14 protein-coding genes are annotated in these 17,942 nt (G+C 69.6%); 5 read left to right on the forward strand and 9 right to left on the reverse strand.

Features of this window, described 5'->3' with window-relative positions:
- Positions 1–4: 4 nt before the first annotated feature.
- Positions 5–1,123: a sensor histidine kinase gene (locus tag NS220_RS01160; protein ID WP_193755235.1), complete on the forward strand. Its 1,119-nt coding sequence runs from the start codon at positions 5–7 to the stop codon at positions 1,121–1,123.
- Positions 1,120–1,725, forward strand: coding sequence for a response regulator transcription factor (locus NS220_RS01165; protein WP_058622295.1), 606 nt, complete (start codon positions 1,120–1,122; stop codon positions 1,723–1,725). The genes NS220_RS01160 and NS220_RS01165 overlap by 4 nt, the downstream gene beginning before the upstream one ends.
- 52 nt (positions 1,726–1,777) lie before the next feature.
- Here the strand turns inward: NS220_RS01165 and NS220_RS01170 are convergent, their stop codons facing one another.
- The 6 genes from NS220_RS01170 to NS220_RS01200 form a co-directional block, all read right to left on the reverse strand.
- Positions 1,778–2,071: a hypothetical protein gene (locus NS220_RS01170; protein ID WP_193755236.1), complete on the reverse strand. Its 294-nt coding sequence runs from the start codon at positions 2,069–2,071 to the stop codon at positions 1,778–1,780.
- A complete protein-coding gene (locus NS220_RS20365; protein ID WP_206542975.1) occupies positions 2,059–2,943 on the reverse strand; it encodes a hypothetical protein in 885 nt (294 codons plus the stop codon). The genes NS220_RS01170 and NS220_RS20365 overlap by 13 nt, the downstream gene beginning before the upstream one ends.
- A 359-nt stretch (positions 2,944–3,302) precedes the next feature.
- On the reverse strand, positions 3,303–3,698 hold the full coding sequence (locus tag NS220_RS01185) for a DUF779 domain-containing protein (protein WP_058622284.1): 396 nt from the start codon (positions 3,696–3,698) through the stop codon (positions 3,303–3,305).
- Between the two features lie 229 nt (positions 3,699–3,927).
- The gene (exaC, locus tag NS220_RS01190; protein WP_058622285.1) at positions 3,928–5,478 is read right to left on the reverse strand and encodes an acetaldehyde dehydrogenase ExaC; all 1,551 of its coding nucleotides are present in this window, start codon (positions 5,476–5,478) and stop codon (positions 3,928–3,930) included.
- Between the two features lie 344 nt (positions 5,479–5,822).
- Positions 5,823–6,347 (reverse strand): hypothetical protein, encoded by a 525-nt coding sequence (locus NS220_RS01195; RefSeq protein WP_013584618.1) that lies wholly within the window; start codon positions 6,345–6,347, stop codon positions 5,823–5,825.
- A gap of 83 nt (positions 6,348–6,430) precedes the next feature.
- On the reverse strand, positions 6,431–7,717 hold the full coding sequence (locus NS220_RS01200) for a GAF domain-containing protein (RefSeq protein ID WP_058622286.1): 1,287 nt from the start codon (positions 7,715–7,717) through the stop codon (positions 6,431–6,433).
- A 276-nt stretch (positions 7,718–7,993) separates the two neighbouring features.
- On the opposite strand from NS220_RS01200, the gene NS220_RS01205 reads away from it, so the two are divergent.
- From NS220_RS01205 to NS220_RS01215, 3 genes are all read left to right on the forward strand, one after another.
- Positions 7,994–9,028, forward strand: a complete 1,035-nt coding sequence (locus tag NS220_RS01205; RefSeq protein ID WP_058622287.1) for an NAD(P)-dependent alcohol dehydrogenase — start codon at positions 7,994–7,996, stop codon at positions 9,026–9,028.
- Between the two features lie 217 nt (positions 9,029–9,245).
- Positions 9,246–9,602, forward strand: a complete 357-nt coding sequence (locus NS220_RS01210) for a PadR family transcriptional regulator (RefSeq protein WP_058622288.1) — start codon at positions 9,246–9,248, stop codon at positions 9,600–9,602.
- The gene (locus tag NS220_RS01215; protein WP_058622289.1) at positions 9,599–10,726 is read left to right on the forward strand and encodes a hypothetical protein; all 1,128 of its coding nucleotides are present in this window, start codon (positions 9,599–9,601) and stop codon (positions 10,724–10,726) included. The genes NS220_RS01210 and NS220_RS01215 overlap by 4 nt, the downstream gene beginning before the upstream one ends.
- Positions 10,727–11,044: 318 nt before the next feature.
- Here NS220_RS01215 and NS220_RS01220 read toward each other — a convergent pair whose 3' ends face one another.
- From NS220_RS01220 to NS220_RS01230, 3 genes are all read right to left on the reverse strand, one after another.
- Complete coding sequence (locus NS220_RS01220; RefSeq protein ID WP_193755237.1) at positions 11,045–14,398, reverse strand: reprolysin-like metallopeptidase; 3,354 nt, start codon at positions 14,396–14,398, stop codon at positions 11,045–11,047.
- Between the two features lie 232 nt (positions 14,399–14,630).
- Positions 14,631–16,058 carry a CCA tRNA nucleotidyltransferase gene (locus NS220_RS01225; protein WP_058622291.1) on the reverse strand — a complete coding sequence of 476 codons (1,428 nt, stop codon included), beginning with the start codon at positions 16,056–16,058 and terminating at the stop codon, positions 14,631–14,633.
- A gap of 88 nt (positions 16,059–16,146) precedes the next feature.
- Positions 16,147–17,661: a DUF7059 domain-containing protein gene (locus NS220_RS01230; RefSeq protein ID WP_058622292.1), complete on the reverse strand. Its 1,515-nt coding sequence runs from the start codon at positions 17,659–17,661 to the stop codon at positions 16,147–16,149.
- Between the last annotated feature and the right edge of the window lie 281 nt (positions 17,662–17,942).

Below are 17,942 nucleotides of genomic sequence, written 5' to 3' on the forward strand. Positions count from 1 at the left end.
GCTGATGAGCGAACAGGCCGCCACCGCTGCCGAGCCGGCACCCCGCGAGGGTGCCGGTTTCGCCATGTCGGACCGCGGATGGTTCATCGGCGCGGGGATGTCGCTCACGTGGATCATCCCGAGTCTGTTCACGGTCTGGCGGCAGCCGACGATGCTCGACATCGTCCCGACCCTTCTGATGTTCGTCTTCGGCGGCGCATTCATCGTCACCGTTCCCGTCATGCGTCGGCTGCCGCCGGGGGCAGCACGGGTGGGGCCGGCCGCGGTGCTCTTCGGGCTCAGCCTGACGCTGATCCCCTGGCTCGGGGCCGACGTCCGGTGGCTCTGGACGTTCGTCGGCGTGGCTCTCGCCGTCTCACGCATGAGCCGCGCGATTTTGTGGATCGCGCTGCTCGTGCTCGCGTGCCTCACCTTCGCCGTCGGCGTGTGGGACGACACCGACGTGGGGACGAGCGCGCTGAATGCCGCGGTCATCCTGTCGGTGTCGGTGATGATGGCGACCCTCACCAGCAACATCTCCACGCTCGCCCGTCTGCGCGCCGCCCAGAACCAGGTCGCCGACCTTGCGGCCGAACGCGAGCGCAGCAGAGTCGCCCGCGACGTGCACGACATCCTCGGCCATTCGCTCACGGTGATCACCGTCAAGGCCGAACTGGCGGGAAGACTCCTGGATGCCGGCTCCCCGGCCGCCCGCGACGAGATCGCCCAGATCGAGCAACTGGCGCGCGGGGCGCTGGCCGACGTGAGAACGACGGTCCACGGCTATCGCGGGGTGAGCATCAGCGGAGAACTCGCGGCGGCTCGTGCGGCGCTGGAGAGCGCCGGGGTGTCCGCCGACCTCCCGGGAACGACGGAGCAGGTTCCCGCCGACCGTCGCGAACTCGCCGGCTGGGTCGTGCGGGAAGCCGTGACCAACGTCATCCGCCATTCCGGTGCCGGGGTCTGCCGCGTGCGACTCGACGGCCGGTCGATCGAGGTCGCCGACGACGGCCGCGGCCCCTCGTCGGCGGCATCCACGGGTTCGGGTCTGACCGGACTCCGCGAGCGCGTCGAGACCGCCGGTGCACGGCTGCTCATCGGTCGCAGCGACCTCGGGGGCTTCAACGTGAAGGTGACATGGTGATCCGACTCCTCATCGCCGACGACCAGGCTCTCGTGCGCGGCGCCCTCGCCGCGTTGCTCGGTCTCGAACACGACATCGAGGTCGTGGCCCAGGTCGGCCGCGGCGACGAGGTGGTCGAGGCGGCGCGAGCCTCCCACGCCGACGTCGCGCTGCTCGACATCGAGATGCCCGGCATCGACGGCATCGCCGCGGCATCCCTCCTGCGTGCGGAGGTCCCCGGATGCCGCACCCTCATCGTCACGACCTTCGGACGCCCCGGTTACCTGGCGCGTGCCATGCAGGCCGGCGCGTCGGGATTCGTGGTGAAGGACACACCCGCGGCGGAGTTGGCTGACGCGGTTCGCCGCGTCTCAATGGGGCTCCGGGTCGTCGACCCAGCCCTCGCGGCCGAGTCCCTGGCGCAGGGCGACTCCCCGCTGACGGAACGTGAGACCGACGTGCTCGCGGCAGCGCGCGACGGCGGCTCGATCGCCGACATCGCGCGGACGGTGCACCTGTCGGAGGGGACGGTGAAGAATCACCTGTCGAGCGCCATCGGCAAGACCGGTGGGCGGAATCGGGCGGATGCCGTGAGGGTGGCGGTGGAGCGGGGGTGGCTGTAGGCCGCGCGAGGTGTGGCTCCGGAGGTGTTCCGGAGCCACATCCGACAGTCAGTCAGCTACCGCCGCCGCGGTGAGCGATCGCAACAGCACACAGAGGAGTCGCGAGGAGAAGGACGACTCCGAGCGCTCCGCCCCACGATCCCTGCACGGTCACCGCATGTGCCCCGCCCTCTGCGAAGAACCCACGGAACGTCGCGACGAGCGGAATCTGAATCGTGACGATCTGATCGAACGCCAATGCGGTGAGCGCGAGCGCGGCGATGATTGTCATCCCGATCGAGATGGCGAACGAACAGACCAGCACGAAGAGTCGATCGGCGCTGAGTCCGCGCATCAGCTCACGCATCGCGCCGTGAAGCCGTTGCGGGTGGATAGCTGCGGGTACTGGCCGCGGGCACGGCAGTAGTTCCACCAGTTCACCGCGATCCAGGTCGCAATTCCGAGCGCAGCGGCTGCCACGACGATCGCTGCGGCAGCGGTGACAACGATCAGGATGACGGGCAGAGGGTCAGCAACCACGGGATAGGAGATGTCGGATGCGCTGCGGTGTTCCACGACCTGGGTGAGCGTGCTTCCCTCGACCTCGTAGTGAGTAGGCACACTTACCCCTGCGGCGTCCTTCGCCCAGGCGGGCTCGAAGAAGACCTTGACGGTCCCCCGTTCGTCGACCACCTGAGCGCCGCCATCCGCCGTCGACTCGAGAAGATGTCCGGCCGGCAACGTCAGCGGGTAAGAGTAGGTCTCGGCGGCATCCTGGCTCTCGATGACCGAGAGGAGCTGCACCCCGCCCCGAACAGGCACGACAGCGTTGGCACTGTCGCCTTCAGACGGATAGGCAGTTGCACCGCCCGAGGCGCGCGCCGCCGTGCTCGCCTCGTCCGCGTCGGGCAGACCGATCTTCAAGCTGAAATCTCCCGCGGTGAGGCCAACCCCCTGCGAGGCATCGGCAGGAATGTCTACGACAAGCGGTGCGGCTGTCTGCGGGTGGGCACCTCCAGCGATGGGCGCGGGGGCGGCGACTACGGCGTCTCGCACCAGCCCACCTGGCACATCATCGAGGGCTTCCAGAACATCTTGCGCCGTGACGACATCGTCGATGAACGGATCTGCCGCGTGAGCCGAGGCCTGTGGGTAGACCACAGATGCCGCGATGATTGTGGCCGCAACCGCCGTTGTCGCGAGCACGAGACGGCTGAGTTGTCGACTGCGAACATTCATGTGTTCCTCCGAACGTGTTGACACGGACGATGGAACGCTAACTCAGGTGCGCATGTATAAATTCATCTCGAACCCACATTTCACCCCTCGACCTCGCACCCGAGCCCACGTGCGCGGAAGAGCGCCAACCGGGATAATGCGGTCGATCCGTCGACGCGGGTACCGGGGGATCTACCTCGCGCAAGAGGTGATCCTTGCGAACGTAGGGGCAAATGACACAGACGCTGTACGACCATCCGTACCGTGGACATGGTCACCTCTCTGTTGCCGTTCTCCGCCGACCTGCCGCTTATGCCGCGTCCCTGCCGAGGGGGTCGCCATGACCACCCATGTCCGCGACCGACGGTGGCGAGCGAGCCTCATTCGGCAGCCGCACCCACCCCGAACGCCACCGCCTCCTCCTCCGTCAGCATCCGCGAACGGATGAGGAATCGCATCCCCGTCGGCCCCTCCACCGAGAAGCCCGCGCCGCGCCCCGGCACGACGTCGATCGTCAGGTGCGTGAACTTCCAGTACTCGAACTGCGACTCCGACATGAAGACCTGGATCGGATCGTCGAGCCCGGCGTCGATGGTGCCCAACAATACGTCGCTCGGTCCGGTCAGGAACATCCCCACGGGGTAACACATCGGCGAGCTGCCGTCGCAGCACCCGCCGGACTGGTGGAACATCAGGGGGCCGTGCCTGGCCGTCAGGTCGCGCAGCAGCGCAGCTGCGGCATCCGTCACCTCCACACGGGAGAGCTGGGTCGCCATGTCCCACTCCTTTCGGTTCATGTCCCACAATGTGTCGGTGTCGCGGCCGGTGACCGGCCATAAGTGGGACGAGGGTCGGCGCGGCAGCCGCAGGAAGGCCGCCAGTCAGCGCCGCAGCGCAGTGGGAACAACATGGCCCGGAGCGCCAGCGACGAAAAGGGGTGTGGCCCCCGGGACGAACCCGGGGGCCACGCGGTCGGGGTCGCCGCCACGACCCCGACACGGCCGATCAGAAGAAGCCCATCGCGCCTTCGGCGTACGACACGAGCAGGTTCTTCGTCTGCTGGTAGTGGTCGAGCATCTTGAGGTGGTTCTCGCGGCCGATGCCCGACTGCTTGTACCCGCCGAACGCCGCGTGAGCGGGGTACTGGTGGTACGTGTTCGTCCAGACGCGGCCGGCCTCGATCGCCCGGCCCGCGCGGTACGCGGTGTCGCCACTGCGGCTCCACACGCCGGCGCCGAGGCCGTAGAGGGTGTCGTTGGCGATCGAGATCGCGTCGTCGAAGTCGTCGAACGACGTCACCGACAGCACCGGTCCGAAGATCTCCTCCTGGAAGATGCGCATGTCGTTCGTGCCCTCGAACACCGTCGGGGCGACGTAGTAGCCGCCCGACAGGTCGCCGCCCAGGTCGACGCGCTCCCCGCCCGTGAGCAGCTTCGCGCCGCCCTGCTTTCCGATGTCGATGTACGACAGGATCTTCTCGAGCTGGTCGTTCGACGCCTGCGCGCCGATCATCGTCTCGGGGTCGAGCGGGTTGCCCTGGCGCACCTTCTTCACGCGCTCGAGGCCGTCGCCGAGGAACCGGTCGTAGATCGATCGCTGGATGAGCGACCGCGACGGACACGTGCAGACCTCGCCCTGGTTGAGGGCGAACATCGTGAAGCCCTCGAGAGCCTTGTCATAGTAGGCGTCGTCGCTGCGGAGCGCCACGTCCTCGAAGAAGACGTTGGGGCTCTTGCCACCGAGCTCGAGAGTCACCGGGATGAGGTTCTGCGACGCGTACTGCATGATCAGTCGGCCGGTCGTCGTCTCACCCGTGAAGGCGATCTTGCGGATCCGCTTGTGCTGAGCGAGGGGCGCACCCGCCTCGATGCCGAACCCGTTGACGATGTTGACGACGCCCGCGGGGAGCAGGTCGCCGATGATGTCGAACAGGAACAGCAGGGATGCCGGAGTCTGCTCCGCCGGCTTGATCACGACGCAGTTGCCCGCGGCGAGGGCCGGGGCCAGCTTCCACGCGGCCATGAGAATCGGGAAGTTCCACGGGATGATCTGCCCGACCACACCGAGCGGCTCGTTGAAGTGGTACGCCACGGTGTTCTCGTCGAGCTGGCTGAGCGAGCCCTCCTGCGCCCGCAGCACACCCGCGAAGTAGCGGAAGTGGTCGACGGTCAGGGGGATGTCGGCGGCGAGGGTCTCGCGCACCGGCTTGCCGTTCTCCCACGTCTCGGCGACGGCGATCTTCTCGAGGTTCTCCTCGATCCGGTCGGCGATCTTGTTCAGGATGACGCTGCGCTCGGCCGGAGTGGTCTTCTTCCAGCTCGCGAACGCCTTCCACGCGGCATCCACCGCCCGATCAATGTCGTGCGCGTCGCCGCGAGCCACCTCGCAGAAAGGCTTGCCGGTGACGGGGGTGATGTTCTCGAAGTACTCGCCGCTGTGCGGTTCGACCCACTCGCCGCCGATGTAGTGCCCGTACCGCGAGCGGTACTCGGCGACGGCCCCGCGGGTTCCGGGTGCGGCGTAGACGCTCGAGACGCCTTCTTCGACGATGGTCATGCGTGTCTCCTTCGACGGTCATGAGTCGCCGCGACGGCTTCGGGCGGCGATGCGCCGACGCTACGCCGGGGGAGGTTGCATCGGGTTGCAGGCGGGTGGGGCGCGCTCCGCGAGACCGCATCCCTCCGCCGAAACCGCACTCAATGGACGTCAAACGGGTGCGGGCTGGGCACAGCACTGCAGTCTCGCGCTTCGCCGGCCCCGCCCCGGCACCGCGCGGCCCCGCACCACCCCGGCACCGCGCTGCCCCGCCCCACCCGGGCACCGCGCGGGCGCGCCCGGCCCACCCCACGAATGACGGATGCCACGACCCTGAGGCCGTGGCATCCGTTCCGCGCGTGCCGTCAGGCGTCGGCGTCGGCCAGCACCGAGCGCAGGGGCGGGACGTTCACCTCGTGCAGATCGACGTCGTCGAGACGCTCGATGCTGATGACGCGCGGGGCGATCGTGCGGTCGTCGGCCACGATCCAGCTGCCGACGAGGAGGAAGCGGTCGTTGCCGGCCGTGATCGGACCGGTCAACGCGAAGGTCTGGTTCGTGGGCGTCGAGAACGTCACGCGCACGGGGGTTCCGTGGGGGAGGGTCGACGGGTCGACGACGTCCGCTCCCAGCGCGGGCTCCGGCGATTCGATGCCGACATCGATCCGCTGGATCTCGGAGCTCGTGCCCAGAATGATGTCGCCGACGAGCGGCTGGCCACCCACACCGATGCGCACGGTGCCCTCGATCGCGTACAGCCCGTAGCGCGGAGAACGGACGATGACGCGGGCGACATCGCCCGCCTTGACCTCGGCGAGAGCCTCGCGGATGCGCCCCACGTCGCGTCGAGCGCGAGCTGCCGAGAAGATGTCAAGCGCCTTTTCGTCCATATGTTCAGCGTAACGAGGGCCTCCGACATCGGGCACCCTCCCGGCGCGTCGCCTTCACGGACTCGGGAGGAGTCGCGCGAACCTCAGTCGCGCTCGAGCCTCTCGATCCGCGCGACGAGCCCGGCGCGCTTGGGAGACCGCGCGGGCAACATGCCCAAGCACAGCCGCAAGACCTCCTCGTCGTCGTGCCCCTCCGCCGTCTCGGCATAAGCGAGAAGCACGTCGACACCCGCCTCGGCGAGCAGCGCCTCACGCAGCGCCGAGCGCACCGACTCCCGCACCTCGACCACCCCCGGGGCATCCGACTCGGGCAGCACGGGCCCCGCATAAGCAGCGAGGGCCACGCGGTGAGCACCGCGATCCAGCAGCGACAGCACGTGCTGCGCGTCGGTCTCCAACCCGTCGGGCAGACGATACGGACGGGATGCCGGGACCAGGCGGGGCGCGACGGGGACGAGAGCGCGACGCAACCGCACCATCTCGGGCCGGAGCGTCTCGACCGCCGCGTGGCCGTAGACCGCCTCGCTCAGCGCCTCGGCCGACAGCCCCTCGCGGTGGACGGCGAGCAGAAGCAGGATCTCGGCGTGGCGGGCGCTGAGCTCGAGCGTCCCGCCACCGACCTCCAGCATCGCCCGATCGCGGCCGAGGATGCGCAGCAGCGCCCGCGACGGCGCCGATCGCTTCGACGACGGCGCCTGCTGAGCCCGCAGCCGCGCGACGAGGATCTCGCTCTCGATCGCCCGGGCCGTGGCATCCACCAGCAACTGCGCTTGCGGAGTCACCGCCTCAGGGCCTCCCGTGACGTCGATCACTCCGAGGAGTCGGCGCGACTCCGGGTCGTGCACGGGCGCCGCGGTGCATGACCACGGCTGCACGAGACGGTTGAAATGCTCCGCGCCGCGGATCTGCACCGACCGATCGAGCGTCAGCGCCGTTCCCGGGGCCGAGGTGCCCACGGCGTCCTCCGCCCAGTTCGCCCCCGCGACGAACCCCATGTCGCCGGTCAGGGTGCGGATATGCCGGTCGCCCTCGACCCACAGCAGGCGTCCTGCGGCGTCGCCGACCGCGACGACCACCCCCGACTCCTCGGCCGACCCGGGCAGCAGCAGCGCGCGGACCATGTCCATCACCCCGGCGAGCGGGTGTGCGCGGCGGTACGCCTCGAGCTCGTCGCTCGCGAGATCGAGGGAGGGGAGCCCTTCCGGACCGACGAGGGATGCCAACGACCGTCGCCAGGAGTCGCGCACGAGCGCACGCACGTCGCCGAGCCGGCGGTCTTCGTTGCCGGCGAGCAGCTCATCATGGGCACGCGCGATGAGCAACCCCGAGGTCTCGGGGGACACGGTCGGACGCGACCACGGAGAAGACACGGAACTCCCATCGGCGGTGACGGAGGTGCGTCCAGTGTAGGTCCGCGGACGCGCGGACGGGAGGGTCGACGGCGGGATGCCAGCCTCCGCCGACGGAGAGCGGGTCCGCCCCGCGGGCGCGTCCGCGAACAACCGCTCGGCGTGTCGGTCCCGGCATCCGAAGTCCATTCACACGCATTGATGAGACGGGTTCTCAAGCCGAGGAAACGCCGTCGACCCCCTCGACACGCGCCACCCCCCGGGCAGACGGTGGAGACAACGAAAGAAAGGGATGCCATGAAGGCAGTGCAGTATCGCGAGATCGGCAAAGGCCCCGAGGTCGTCGAGATCGAGGAGCCCCACGCGGGTCCGGGCCAGGTGCGTCTCAAGGTGACGGCGGCGGGGCTGTGTCACTCCGACTGGTTCGTGATGGACCTCCCCGAGGAGCAGTACACCTACGGACTTCCCCTCACGCTCGGTCACGAGGGCGCCGGCATCGTCGATGAGCTCGGCGAGGGCGTCGAGGGCGTGAACATCGGCGAGGCCTACGCCATCTACGGACCGTGGGGCTGCGGCCGCTGCCATGCCTGCGCGAAGGGTGCCGAGAACTACTGCCCGCACGCGGCGGAGATGGGCATCACCCCTCCCGGTCTCGGCAGCCCGGGAGCCATGGCCGAGTACGTGATCGTCGACGATCCGCGCCACCTCGCGCCCCTCGGCGACCTCGATCCCGTCGAGACCGTGTCTCTCACCGACGCCGGCCTCACGCCGTACCACGCGATCGTCTCCGCGAAAGAGAAGCTGTACCCCGGTGCGGCCGCCGTCGTGATCGGGGTCGGAGGCCTCGGCCACGTCGGCGTCCAGATCCTGCGCGCGATCACGCAGGCGACCGTCATCGCAGTCGACCTCGGCGAGGACAAGCTGGCCCTCGCGCGCGAGGTCGGCGCGCACCACACCGTGACCTCCGACGAGCACGCCGCGGAGCGCATCCGCGAGCTGACGAACGGTCTCGGTGCCGCCGCGGTCTTCGACTTCGTCGGCGTGCAGCCGACGATCGACCTCGCCCGACAGGTCGCCGGGATCGACAGCTTCATCCACATCGTCGGGATCGGCGGGGGCATCCTTCCCGCCGGATTCTTCTCGACGCCGATGGGTGCCGCCGTGCGTGCGCCGTACTGGGGGACGCGCAGCGAGCTCATCGAGGTGCTCGATCTCGCGCGCAGCGGCGCGGTCGGCGTCCACGTCGAGCGCTACGGCTTCGATGGCGCCGTCGAGGCGTACAAGAAGCTGCACGCGGGGAAGGTGCGCGGGCGCGCGGTCGTCGTTCCCTGATCGTCACCTCGAGGGGGTGGCATCCGTTCTTCGAGACGGATGCCACCCCCTCGGCGTTTCCCCGCGCCACCGTCCCGCGGAGTTGCCTCGTTCTGCAGTGCCGTCGTGAGCAGAATCCGCTGTCCCCTCCGCAGGACGGCCGGCGACACGCCATCGCATCGCGCACTACTGTGCAGTGCGTGGTACTGTCCGAGGCAGAGAAGCGAAGGGAGTGCGCGTGGATACGACGCAGTTGTTGAAGGGGGTGCTGGATGCCGCCGTGCTGGCGGTCGTGCAGCACGACGACGGGTACGGCTACGACATCGTGCGCCGCCTGCGCGAAGCGGGGCTCGGCGAAGTCGGAGACGCGTCCGTGTACGGCACGCTGCGACGCCTCTACTCCGCGGGGGCACTGTCGAGCTACGTCGTGCCGTCCGAGGGCGGGCCGCACCGCAAGTACTACGCGATCAACCCGCAGGGCAGAGAACTGCTCGATACCCAGCGCGAGAGCTGGGCCCACTTCTCCACCGCCATGACGACCCTCCTTGACGACACCACCCCCACGAAGCTGCGCACGATCGGAGACGCCCGATGATCACCACACCCGTGCACGACGGCATCCGCGCCTTTGCCGCCGCGGTCCGCACGCACCTCGATGACCTCCCCGCCGACGACGTCGACGATCTCCTCGACGGTCTCGAGGCGGACCTCTCGGATCAAGCCGCCGAGGCCGGCGACGCTTTCACGCTTCCGGATGCCGCGACCTACGCCGCCGAACTCCGCGCGGCCGCGGGGCTCCCGGAGCGCGATGCAAACGCAGGAACACCCCAGAAGACGTCACTGATCCAGCGGGCGCAGCAGCGGTGGCAGCGTCTCGGCGAGAGCCTCGCCGCGAACCCCGCCGGCGCGTGGCTGCTCGACCTGCTGTCGGCGGTCCGCCCCGTGTGGTGGCTGGTCCGCGCGGCGGTCTGGTACGTCGCCGTCTTCCTTCTGATGCTGGTGTTCTCACCCTTCACGACGATCGGCGGGGCCCTCTCCCCGGCGCTCGTACTGACGCGGAACCCCGGCGCATGGCTGCTCCTGCTCGGTGCGGTGCTGCTCAGCGTGCAGTGGGGCCGGGGACGGTGGCTGCCGCGCCGGTGGCTGCACGGCCTCGCCGCGATCGCGAACATCGGCGCGATCGTCCTGCTGCCGTTCTTCCTCGCGATCGGCTCCTCGGCGCTCACCCAAGCCGTCACCCGCGAGGACACGCCGAGCGCGTACGTCCCTCCCGGGCTCTCGCTCGACGGAGAACGCGTCCGCAACATCTTCGCGTTCGACGCGGAAGGCAATGCGATCCCGCTGGTCCAGCTGTACACCCAGGACGGCACACCGCTCACGACCGTCGGCCGCGACCTCGGGGAGACGTACGACTCGTACTTCTACGGCGGCGGCGGACCCGTCCCCGTGCCCTATCTCGTGCCCGGCGGAAGCGAGGCGTGGAATGTCTTCCCCCTGCGCGAGATTCCCGCGGGCCAGGACCCCACGTGGACGAACCCCGGGAGCGACGTGGCGAAAGCGCGCGACACGACCTTCCCGTTCCTGAAGGTGCAGCCGCTACCCGACGCGGCGGCACCCACCCCGGGCGCCTCCCCGACCCCGGCCGGCCCCTCGTCAGACGCGACGCCGGCCGCGACGCAGCCGGCCCCCACTCCGACCGAGGCAGGGGTCACCCCGTGACCGAGCAGCCGCGCATCATCAGCATCGACCTGACGCACCTCGTGACGGCGGCGCTGGCGACCGACCGCCCCGCCGAAGACGAGGGGGATCGGTAGGGGGACGAGAGACCCGTTCGGGGTGTGACAGGGCTCGCGGGGGCGGCCCCGTTCCGGTGGCCACCAGCACGGATACCGCCCCCACACCGACCCCGACAGCGCCGACGCCGTGAGCGACGAGCCGCGGATCGTGAGCATCGATCTCACCCACCTCGTGCTCGCGGCCCTCCAGGAGGAGCGCGTCAGGGAGGAGTGAGGGGAGTGCCCGGCAGGGACGGCCGGGTCAGTCGTCGGACGAGGTCGCGGATCCGTGCCGCCGGCGGACCCGCGCGGCCACCAGAGCCACCGCGCCGAGGGCGACCAGGAGCGCGGCTACGCTGATCGCGTTCGTCGTGTCGGGGCTGCCGGTCGCACTCAGGCGGGCGCTGCTCGCTCCCGCCGACGAAGTCGAGGACGAAGCCGTCGAGACCAGGGCGGCCGGCGCTGCCGTCGGCCCACTGGTCGGAACCGCACTCAGACCCCCGGGCGCCGCTGCCGATGCGCGACTGGCCGTCCGCGAGAACGCCCGCACCTCCGAGATCGTCAGGTAAGAGTCCTCCTTCGCGGTCAGGTGAACGTCGATGGCCGAGGTCCACGCCGGACTCCCGTCGACACGAACGTCGATCGTCGCCTGTGGCACGTCGCCCTCGGTGTCGATCGGCACCGGCGTCGTCGTCACACGCTCACCCGAGCGGTCATCGGTGTACGACACACTCACCTCGGCGGGCAGCGAGTGGTCGCCCCCGTCGCGGAATCCGGTCAGCACGACCGTGTCCAGCAGTTGCGGCGAGGACCATGTGTAGGTCAACGTCTCGGTCGGGTTGGAGCCGTCCCCGCGCCAGTCCGACCACGCCTTGTCGTACAGGTCGCCGTTCACCGTCTGGTCGATCGAGTAGCCGGGCTCGGTGTACGAAGCCGTCCGGGTCTCGCTCATCGGCGCCACGTTGACAGCGCTCCCCTCCGTCACGAACACGGTGAGGACCGCCGGGAGTCCCGGATTCCCGGCGACGGCCGATTCGGCGGTCCCATCGATGCGGACCGAGCCGACGGCATCCAGATCCGCCTGCGTCACCGTCGTCGTGTCCCACGTCACCGCCGTGTCGAACCGTGCCTCACCGTCGCCGACCTGTGCGGGCACGGTCGAGGGAAGCAGACCCGCGAGGGACGACACCGGCTGGCCCGTCGGTACGGTCGCCGAAACAGGATCGGTCCGGCTGAAGTCGCCGACCTCGACGGTGAGCACCGCGTCCGAGAACGGGTTGGCATCGTCATCGACTCCGGTCCCGATCACGCGGTAGCTGCCTGCCGCCGCCCAGTCCACACCGGAGGCGTCCCAGGTCACCGGGATGGGTGCATGCGCTCCGTCGGCGTACACGGGGACGACCGTGGTCGGAAGGTCGACCGGGACACCGGGGATGGTCCGCACCGCCTGCGGCTCGATCGACTTCAGCGCCGTCTCGGCGATCGTGAAGTCGGCCCGGTTGACGGCGAAGAAGTAGTTGTCGACCGCCTCGATCTTGATGCGGGCGTTCTCTGTCGAGAGGTTCGGGAATGTCACGCTCTCCGAGCCGTCGTTCGCGGTCCGCTCCGCCAGGACGTGGTCGAAGGTCTTTCCTCCGTCGGTCGACAGCGTGATGCGCACCTCGGGAGCGAGCTCGGGTGCGTCGGTGCCGTTGACCGCCCAGGTGATCTCGGTGCTCCGTCCGCCGATCACCGACTGACCGGCATCCGCCTGACTCGTGACCTCGAACGGACCGGCCGCCCGGTCGATGCCGATGTGCACGCCCGCCATGGCGACGCCCCCACCGTCCGCGCGCTGGTCCCGCGCGGTGACACGGAAGTCGAATCCGCCATTGCCGTTGCCCTCGTACGCCGCGGTCGGCAGGAACTCGGAGTAGCAGTCCCGCACCTGCGCCTCGTCGGTCATGTCGCAGAGGCCCGTGTGCGCGTTCGTCGCCCCGCTGAGGATCTGATCCATGTCGGGGAACACCCGCGTGGGGACGGGTCCGGCTGCGTTCCGCGCACCGGAGTAGTAGGAGTGGGCCTGCTCGTACGTGAGGTCCGCCGCCTTCGAGAAGATGCGGAACAGCGGTCCGTCGACTTTGTTCGGGTCGCGGAGTGCGCGTCCGAAGTCGCCGAGGTTCGACTGCTCCCACACGTAGGAGAGTGCGTCTCCGTCGGCGTCGCTGCCCGAAGCGGTCAGCGCAAAGGGCGTGCGGATGGGGATCGTCCGGCTCTCGGGCGCGGTCACCACCGGGACGGTGTTCGTGGATGCCACGTGCTCCCCGGCCCACCCCGTCCAGTGGTGCATCTGATCGATGGTGAAGGCGGAGAAGTACGGGTCGACGTTCGACTGCAGATCGTTCTCCCCGCAGATCCCCGGGTAACCCATGATCGTCGACGCCGAGCCGGGCTCCATGGCCGAGTCGCCCTGGGAGTTCACGCACGCGTTCATGGTGTGCGTGGCCCCGAACTGGTGCCCGATCTCGTGAGCCAGGTAGTCGGTCGCGAAGATGTCACCCACCGGAGCCGCGAGGGCCGTGCAGCCGCCGGCCTTCCAATAGTCCTGGCCCACGACGTTCCAGTAGGCCATGCCGCCATCGCTCGATCCCAGCGAGATGTGACCGACATCGAAAGCGTCGTCACCGAGGATGCGTGCCAGAGCTCCCGCATTCGCCGACAGCAGGCCGTCGCTGCATTCGCGCATGGCATCACGCCAGTAGCACGCATCATTCCCGCAGGCGCCGCCCGGATCGTACGCGGCCGAGTCCGTGTCGAAGTTCAGTTGCTCGGTGCCGTCGACGAGCTTGAGCTGCACGCCCACATCGTCGTTGTAGATCTGCGCGACGCGGTTGATCATGACGACCTTGGCAGCCAGGACGTTCTCGCTGCCATAGAACCGCGCGAAGCTGGGGTCGCTCGCGAGCGCGAGCCGGATGACCTGCCGTGTCGCCGTCGGCGCCTCGCCGGCCGCCGCGGCGACGACCGGTGCCTCCTGGCGGGGTTCGAGGAACTGCGCCGTCCCCTTTCCCTCGCGGGCGGCGTCGCGCCCGTAAGAGATGTGCTGCGGTTTGGCACTGCCCGCATCCGAGGGGACGGGATCGATGTACCACGGCACCGAGCGGTTGTCGCCGCTGCGCACCGAGGCCGAGACGCCGAGCGGAGTGATACTCAGACGGACCGACGTCGTGGGGTCGTCGGTCGCGTGTCCGGCATAGGTCTTCAGTTCCGGATGCCGCGCCGCGAGCTCGTCTTCCATGACGCTGATCGGCTGCACGTCGAAGTCCACGAATGCCCCGGTGGGGTCGGGAAGCGTCAGATGCTGCGTCGCGGGGACCGCCGACCGCTGGCTCGTACGGAACGCGCCCGGTCCGGTGAGGACCGACTTCAGATCGACGTCGAAGGCGGCGACCGGTGCGTCCGTCTTCACGCCCAGCTCGGCCTGTGATCCCGCGGCATCGACCGGGTCCCAGACCGGCTCATCGGTGCCGGCGGCCGCGGGAGAAGCGGACAACAATGCGGTGGTCAGGACGACGGCGACAGCGGCGGCCGCGGGAGCGATGAACCGCCGCCACCGGCGAGAGGGTGAATGAGTCAACGAGGGCTCCTTGATAAACGGACCGACGGCATACCGAAAGGATCTCCGGACGCGAGGAGTCGCTCGTTCCCGCTGCATTCCGACGTTCCATCAGTCCGGATCGACAAGAAGCATCCGTATGACGGGACCGTGTCGTGCACTCGTGCGCGTTAGCGCTCACATTGCGTTTTTCGAGCATAGGGGTGAGATCGCTCCCACCGATAGACCCGATATCGACGCCCGCGACTCCGCGTCAGTCGCGCGCCGCCCACCACTGTCGAAGGCGCCGCTCGGCCTCTTCCGCCCCGACCACGCCCTCGTCGAGGCGCAGGTCGAGGAGGAAGCGATAGGCCTCGCCGACCTCGCGACCGGGTGCGATCCCCAGGACCTCTTGAATGCGGTTCCCGTCGAGCTCGGGACGGATCGCGTCGATCTCCTCCTGCTCGCGCAGCGACGCGATGCGGGATTCGATGTCGTCATAAGCGGATGCCAAGCGCTGAGCCTTGCGCTTGTTCCGCGTGGTCACGTCGGCCCGCGTGAGGATGTGCAGCCGCTCGAGCTCGTCGCCCGCGTCGCGGACGTAGCGGCGCACCGCGGCATCCGTCCAAGCCCCCTCGGCGTAGCCGAAGAAGCGCAGGTGCAGCTCGACCAGGCGGGAGACGACCGTGGTGGTCGCGGCGTCGAACCGCAGCGCCTGCAGGCGCTTGCGCGCCATGCGCGCGCCCTTGATGTCGTGATGGTGGAACGTGACGCCCCCACCCGGCTCGAGACGCCGAGTGGCCGGCTTGCCGATGTCGTGCAGCAGAGCCGCGAGGCGGAGGGGCACATCGGGCGCGGCATCCGGGGTCCGCTGCTTCTCGAGCGCGATCGCCTGCCGCAGCACCGTGAGCGAGTGCTCGTAGACGTCTTTGTGGTGGTGGTGCTCGTCGACCTCGAGCCGCAACGCCGGTACCTCGGGGAGGAATTCGTCGATCAGCCGCGTCTCGACGAGAACCCGGATGCCGCGCACCGGATCATCGGTCTGAAGAAGCCGCACCAGCTCGGACTGAACGCGCTCCGGGCTCACGATCTGAAGCGTCTCGCGCAGCTCGGCGATCGCGTCGAGCGTGTCGGGGTCGAGGTCGAACTCGAGCTGTGAGCAGAAGCGCGCCCCGCGCAGCATGCGCAGCGGGTCGTCGCCGAAGCTGACGGCCGGATCGATCGGCGTCCGCAAACGCCCCGCGATGAGGTCTTCGACGCCGCCGGTGGGGTCGACCAGGGTTCGCGCGGGCACACGCAGCGCCATCGCGTTGACGGTGAAGTCGCGGCGGGTGAGATCGGCCTCGAGGGTGTCGCCGAACTCCACGGTGGGCTTGCGTGTGACGCCGTCGTAGCTGTCGGCGCGGTACGTCGTGATCTCCACCTGCTCGCCCTGGACGCGCGCACCGATCGTCCCGAAGGTCCGGCCCACGTCCCACTGGGCCGATGAGACGGGCTTGACGAGAGCGAGGATCTCGTCGGGGCGAGCGTCGGTGGTGAAGTCGAAGTCGTGGGTGAGGCGTCCGAGCAGCGCATCGCGCACCGGGCCGCCGACGATCGCGAGATCGCGGCCCGCGTCGGCGAAAACCCGGGCCAGAGTGGCGACGACGGGGTGCGCGGCGAGCTCTTCGAGGCGCGCGAGACCCTCGGCCATGTTCAGCATGCATCGAGCCTATCCGGGGCCACCGACAGCGTGCCGGACCGAGGTCGGCCCCTCGTCGAGGGTCCCGCACACTCGAGCTCCGCGACGCTCAGGCGTCGAGGAAGCGCAGGAAACCCGTCACGATGAGCTCGCGGACGCGGGGGAGGAGGTCCGCGCGCAGGTCGTCGGCATCCACATCGAGAAGCTCGGCGATCGCACCGATCAACGGTCCGACCGACAGATCGCCGTCGCAGGCTCCCACGAGAGCGGCCAGCGCGGGGTCGACCTCGATCGTGCGAGCGAATCCCCCTCCTTGACGCAGCTCGATCACCGACGGAGCCTCCTCGCCGGGGTGGTGGTGTCGGGCTTCGGTCACGTCGGGCGACACCCGGAGCGTCGCGTCGGCCAGCCCGTCGTCGTCGAGCAGAGCGGCGCGATCGTGCTCCTCGAGACACGCGGCCAGGTGCGGACCGAACGCCGCCTCCCCGCCGCTCGCGACGCGCTCGTAACGCTCGAGGGTGGGCCCGCCCGCCAACGGTCGCCGCAGCAGAACGTAGCCGAAACCGATCCCCGTGACCCCACGCTGGTCGAAGTCCTCGAGCCACGCGTCGATCAGACGGGCGTAGGCGGGTGTCCCCGGCACCGTCCCGCCGTCGCGCACCCACAGCTCGGCGTACGCGAGGGGATCCAGCACTTCGCGCTCGATGACCCAGGCGTCCAGGGCGGGATCGACCCACCCCTTCACTCGGTCGAGTCCGCTCTCACCGTCGCGGTACTCCCAGTTTCCGAGTGACTGCGCCAGCCCGCCCGGAGCGAGGTGCGCTCCGACACCGGCGATCACGGAGGCCACGAGAGCGTCCCCCTCGAGCCCGCCGTCGCGATACTCGTAGGCCGGCACGCCGGCCACCCGCGGGGTGATGACGAACGGGGGATTGGATGCCACCCGCTCGAACGTCTCCCCCGCGACGGGATCGAAGAGCGAACCGTGGCGCGTCTCGATCCCGTCGACGTCGTTCAGAAGAGCGTTCAAGCGGGTGAAACGCAGCGCCCGCTCCGAGATGTCCGTCGCGACGACGCGCGGCACCAGCCGACGCAGTCGAAGGGCCTGGATGCCGCACCCCGTGCCGATGTCGAGAGCCGAGGCGGCACGCCAGGTGACCTGCAGGCGCGCGAGCGTCTGCGAGGCCCCGCCGACGCCCAGCACGTGGTCTTCGGGGAGGGGTCCCCCCAGCGCGGCCTCGTCGAGGTCACTGGCGATCCACCACTCCTCCTCGCCGTCGGCGTCGGCGATCGCCTGCGGGCGCACCAGGACGGCGGGCGTGACGGTATCACCCTCGTGCGCGGCGAGTCCCAGTGCGACAGCGCCCGCGACCCCGATCGAGGGCAGGGCGGGCGCGAGGTCCTCGATCGGCACGGAGCGGCCGAGTCCCCACAGTCGCCCGAGCACCGCGAGTGGATCCCGCCGGTCGCCCAACGCCCGCAGGGCGGGCTCGAGCAGGCCCCGCGAGATGGCGTCGTCGGCCCGAACGCCCCACGCGGACCGCAGTGCCGCACTGCTGTAGCCCGCCGCCCTCAGGTCGTCGGCGAGGAGGTGACACAGCGTCGGATCGGGTTCGGGGAGCACCGCTCCATTCAACCGTCTCCGCGAGGCTATCGGGGGGCTCCGAGGTGCGCGGACATAGACTCGTCGCGGTGCGAGGCCCCCTCGTTTCCACCGACGCTCGTATGACCGTGACCTCCCAGCCTCCTGGCTCACCCGTGCTGCGGCGCCCTCTCACGCGCCGGCTGCTGGCGACCCTCGCCGCAACCGTGCTGGCGTTCGGCCTGGCTGCTCCCGCCGCGGCCGTCGCCGACCCGTCGCCCGCGCCGTCGCCCTCCCCGGCGTCGGCGCGGGCGACGGGTCGG

It is taken from the genome of Microbacterium testaceum, from assembly GCF_001476655.1.
GTDB classification, from domain to species: domain Bacteria; phylum Actinomycetota; class Actinomycetes; order Actinomycetales; family Microbacteriaceae; genus Microbacterium; species Microbacterium testaceum_C.

What these genes read in the sequence shown, in the direction of transcription:
- NS220_RS01185 (WP_058622284.1), bottom strand. Translation starts at nt 3,698, where the DNA reads ATGGCGACCCAGCTCTCCCGTGTGGAGGTGACGGATGCCGCAGCTGCG.
- NS220_RS01215 (WP_058622289.1), top strand. Translation starts at nt 9,599, where the DNA reads ATGATCACCACACCCGTGCACGACGGCATCCGCGCCTTTGCCGCCGCG.
- NS220_RS01160 (WP_193755235.1), top strand. Translation starts at nt 5, where the DNA reads ATGAGCGAACAGGCCGCCACCGCTGCCGAGCCGGCACCCCGCGAGGGT.
- NS220_RS20365 (WP_206542975.1), bottom strand. Translation starts at nt 2,943, where the DNA reads ATGAATGTTCGCAGTCGACAACTCAGCCGTCTCGTGCTCGCGACAACG.
- NS220_RS01170 (WP_193755236.1), bottom strand. Translation starts at nt 2,071, where the DNA reads ATGCGTGAGCTGATGCGCGGACTCAGCGCCGATCGACTCTTCGTGCTG.
- NS220_RS01195 (WP_013584618.1), bottom strand. Translation starts at nt 6,347, where the DNA reads ATGGACGAAAAGGCGCTTGACATCTTCTCGGCAGCTCGCGCTCGACGC.
- exaC (WP_058622285.1), bottom strand. Translation starts at nt 5,478, where the DNA reads ATGACCATCGTCGAAGAAGGCGTCTCGAGCGTCTACGCCGCACCCGGA.
- NS220_RS01225 (WP_058622291.1), bottom strand. Translation starts at nt 16,058, where the DNA reads ATGCTGAACATGGCCGAGGGTCTCGCGCGCCTCGAAGAGCTCGCCGCG.
- NS220_RS01205 (WP_058622287.1), top strand. Translation starts at nt 7,994, where the DNA reads ATGAAGGCAGTGCAGTATCGCGAGATCGGCAAAGGCCCCGAGGTCGTC.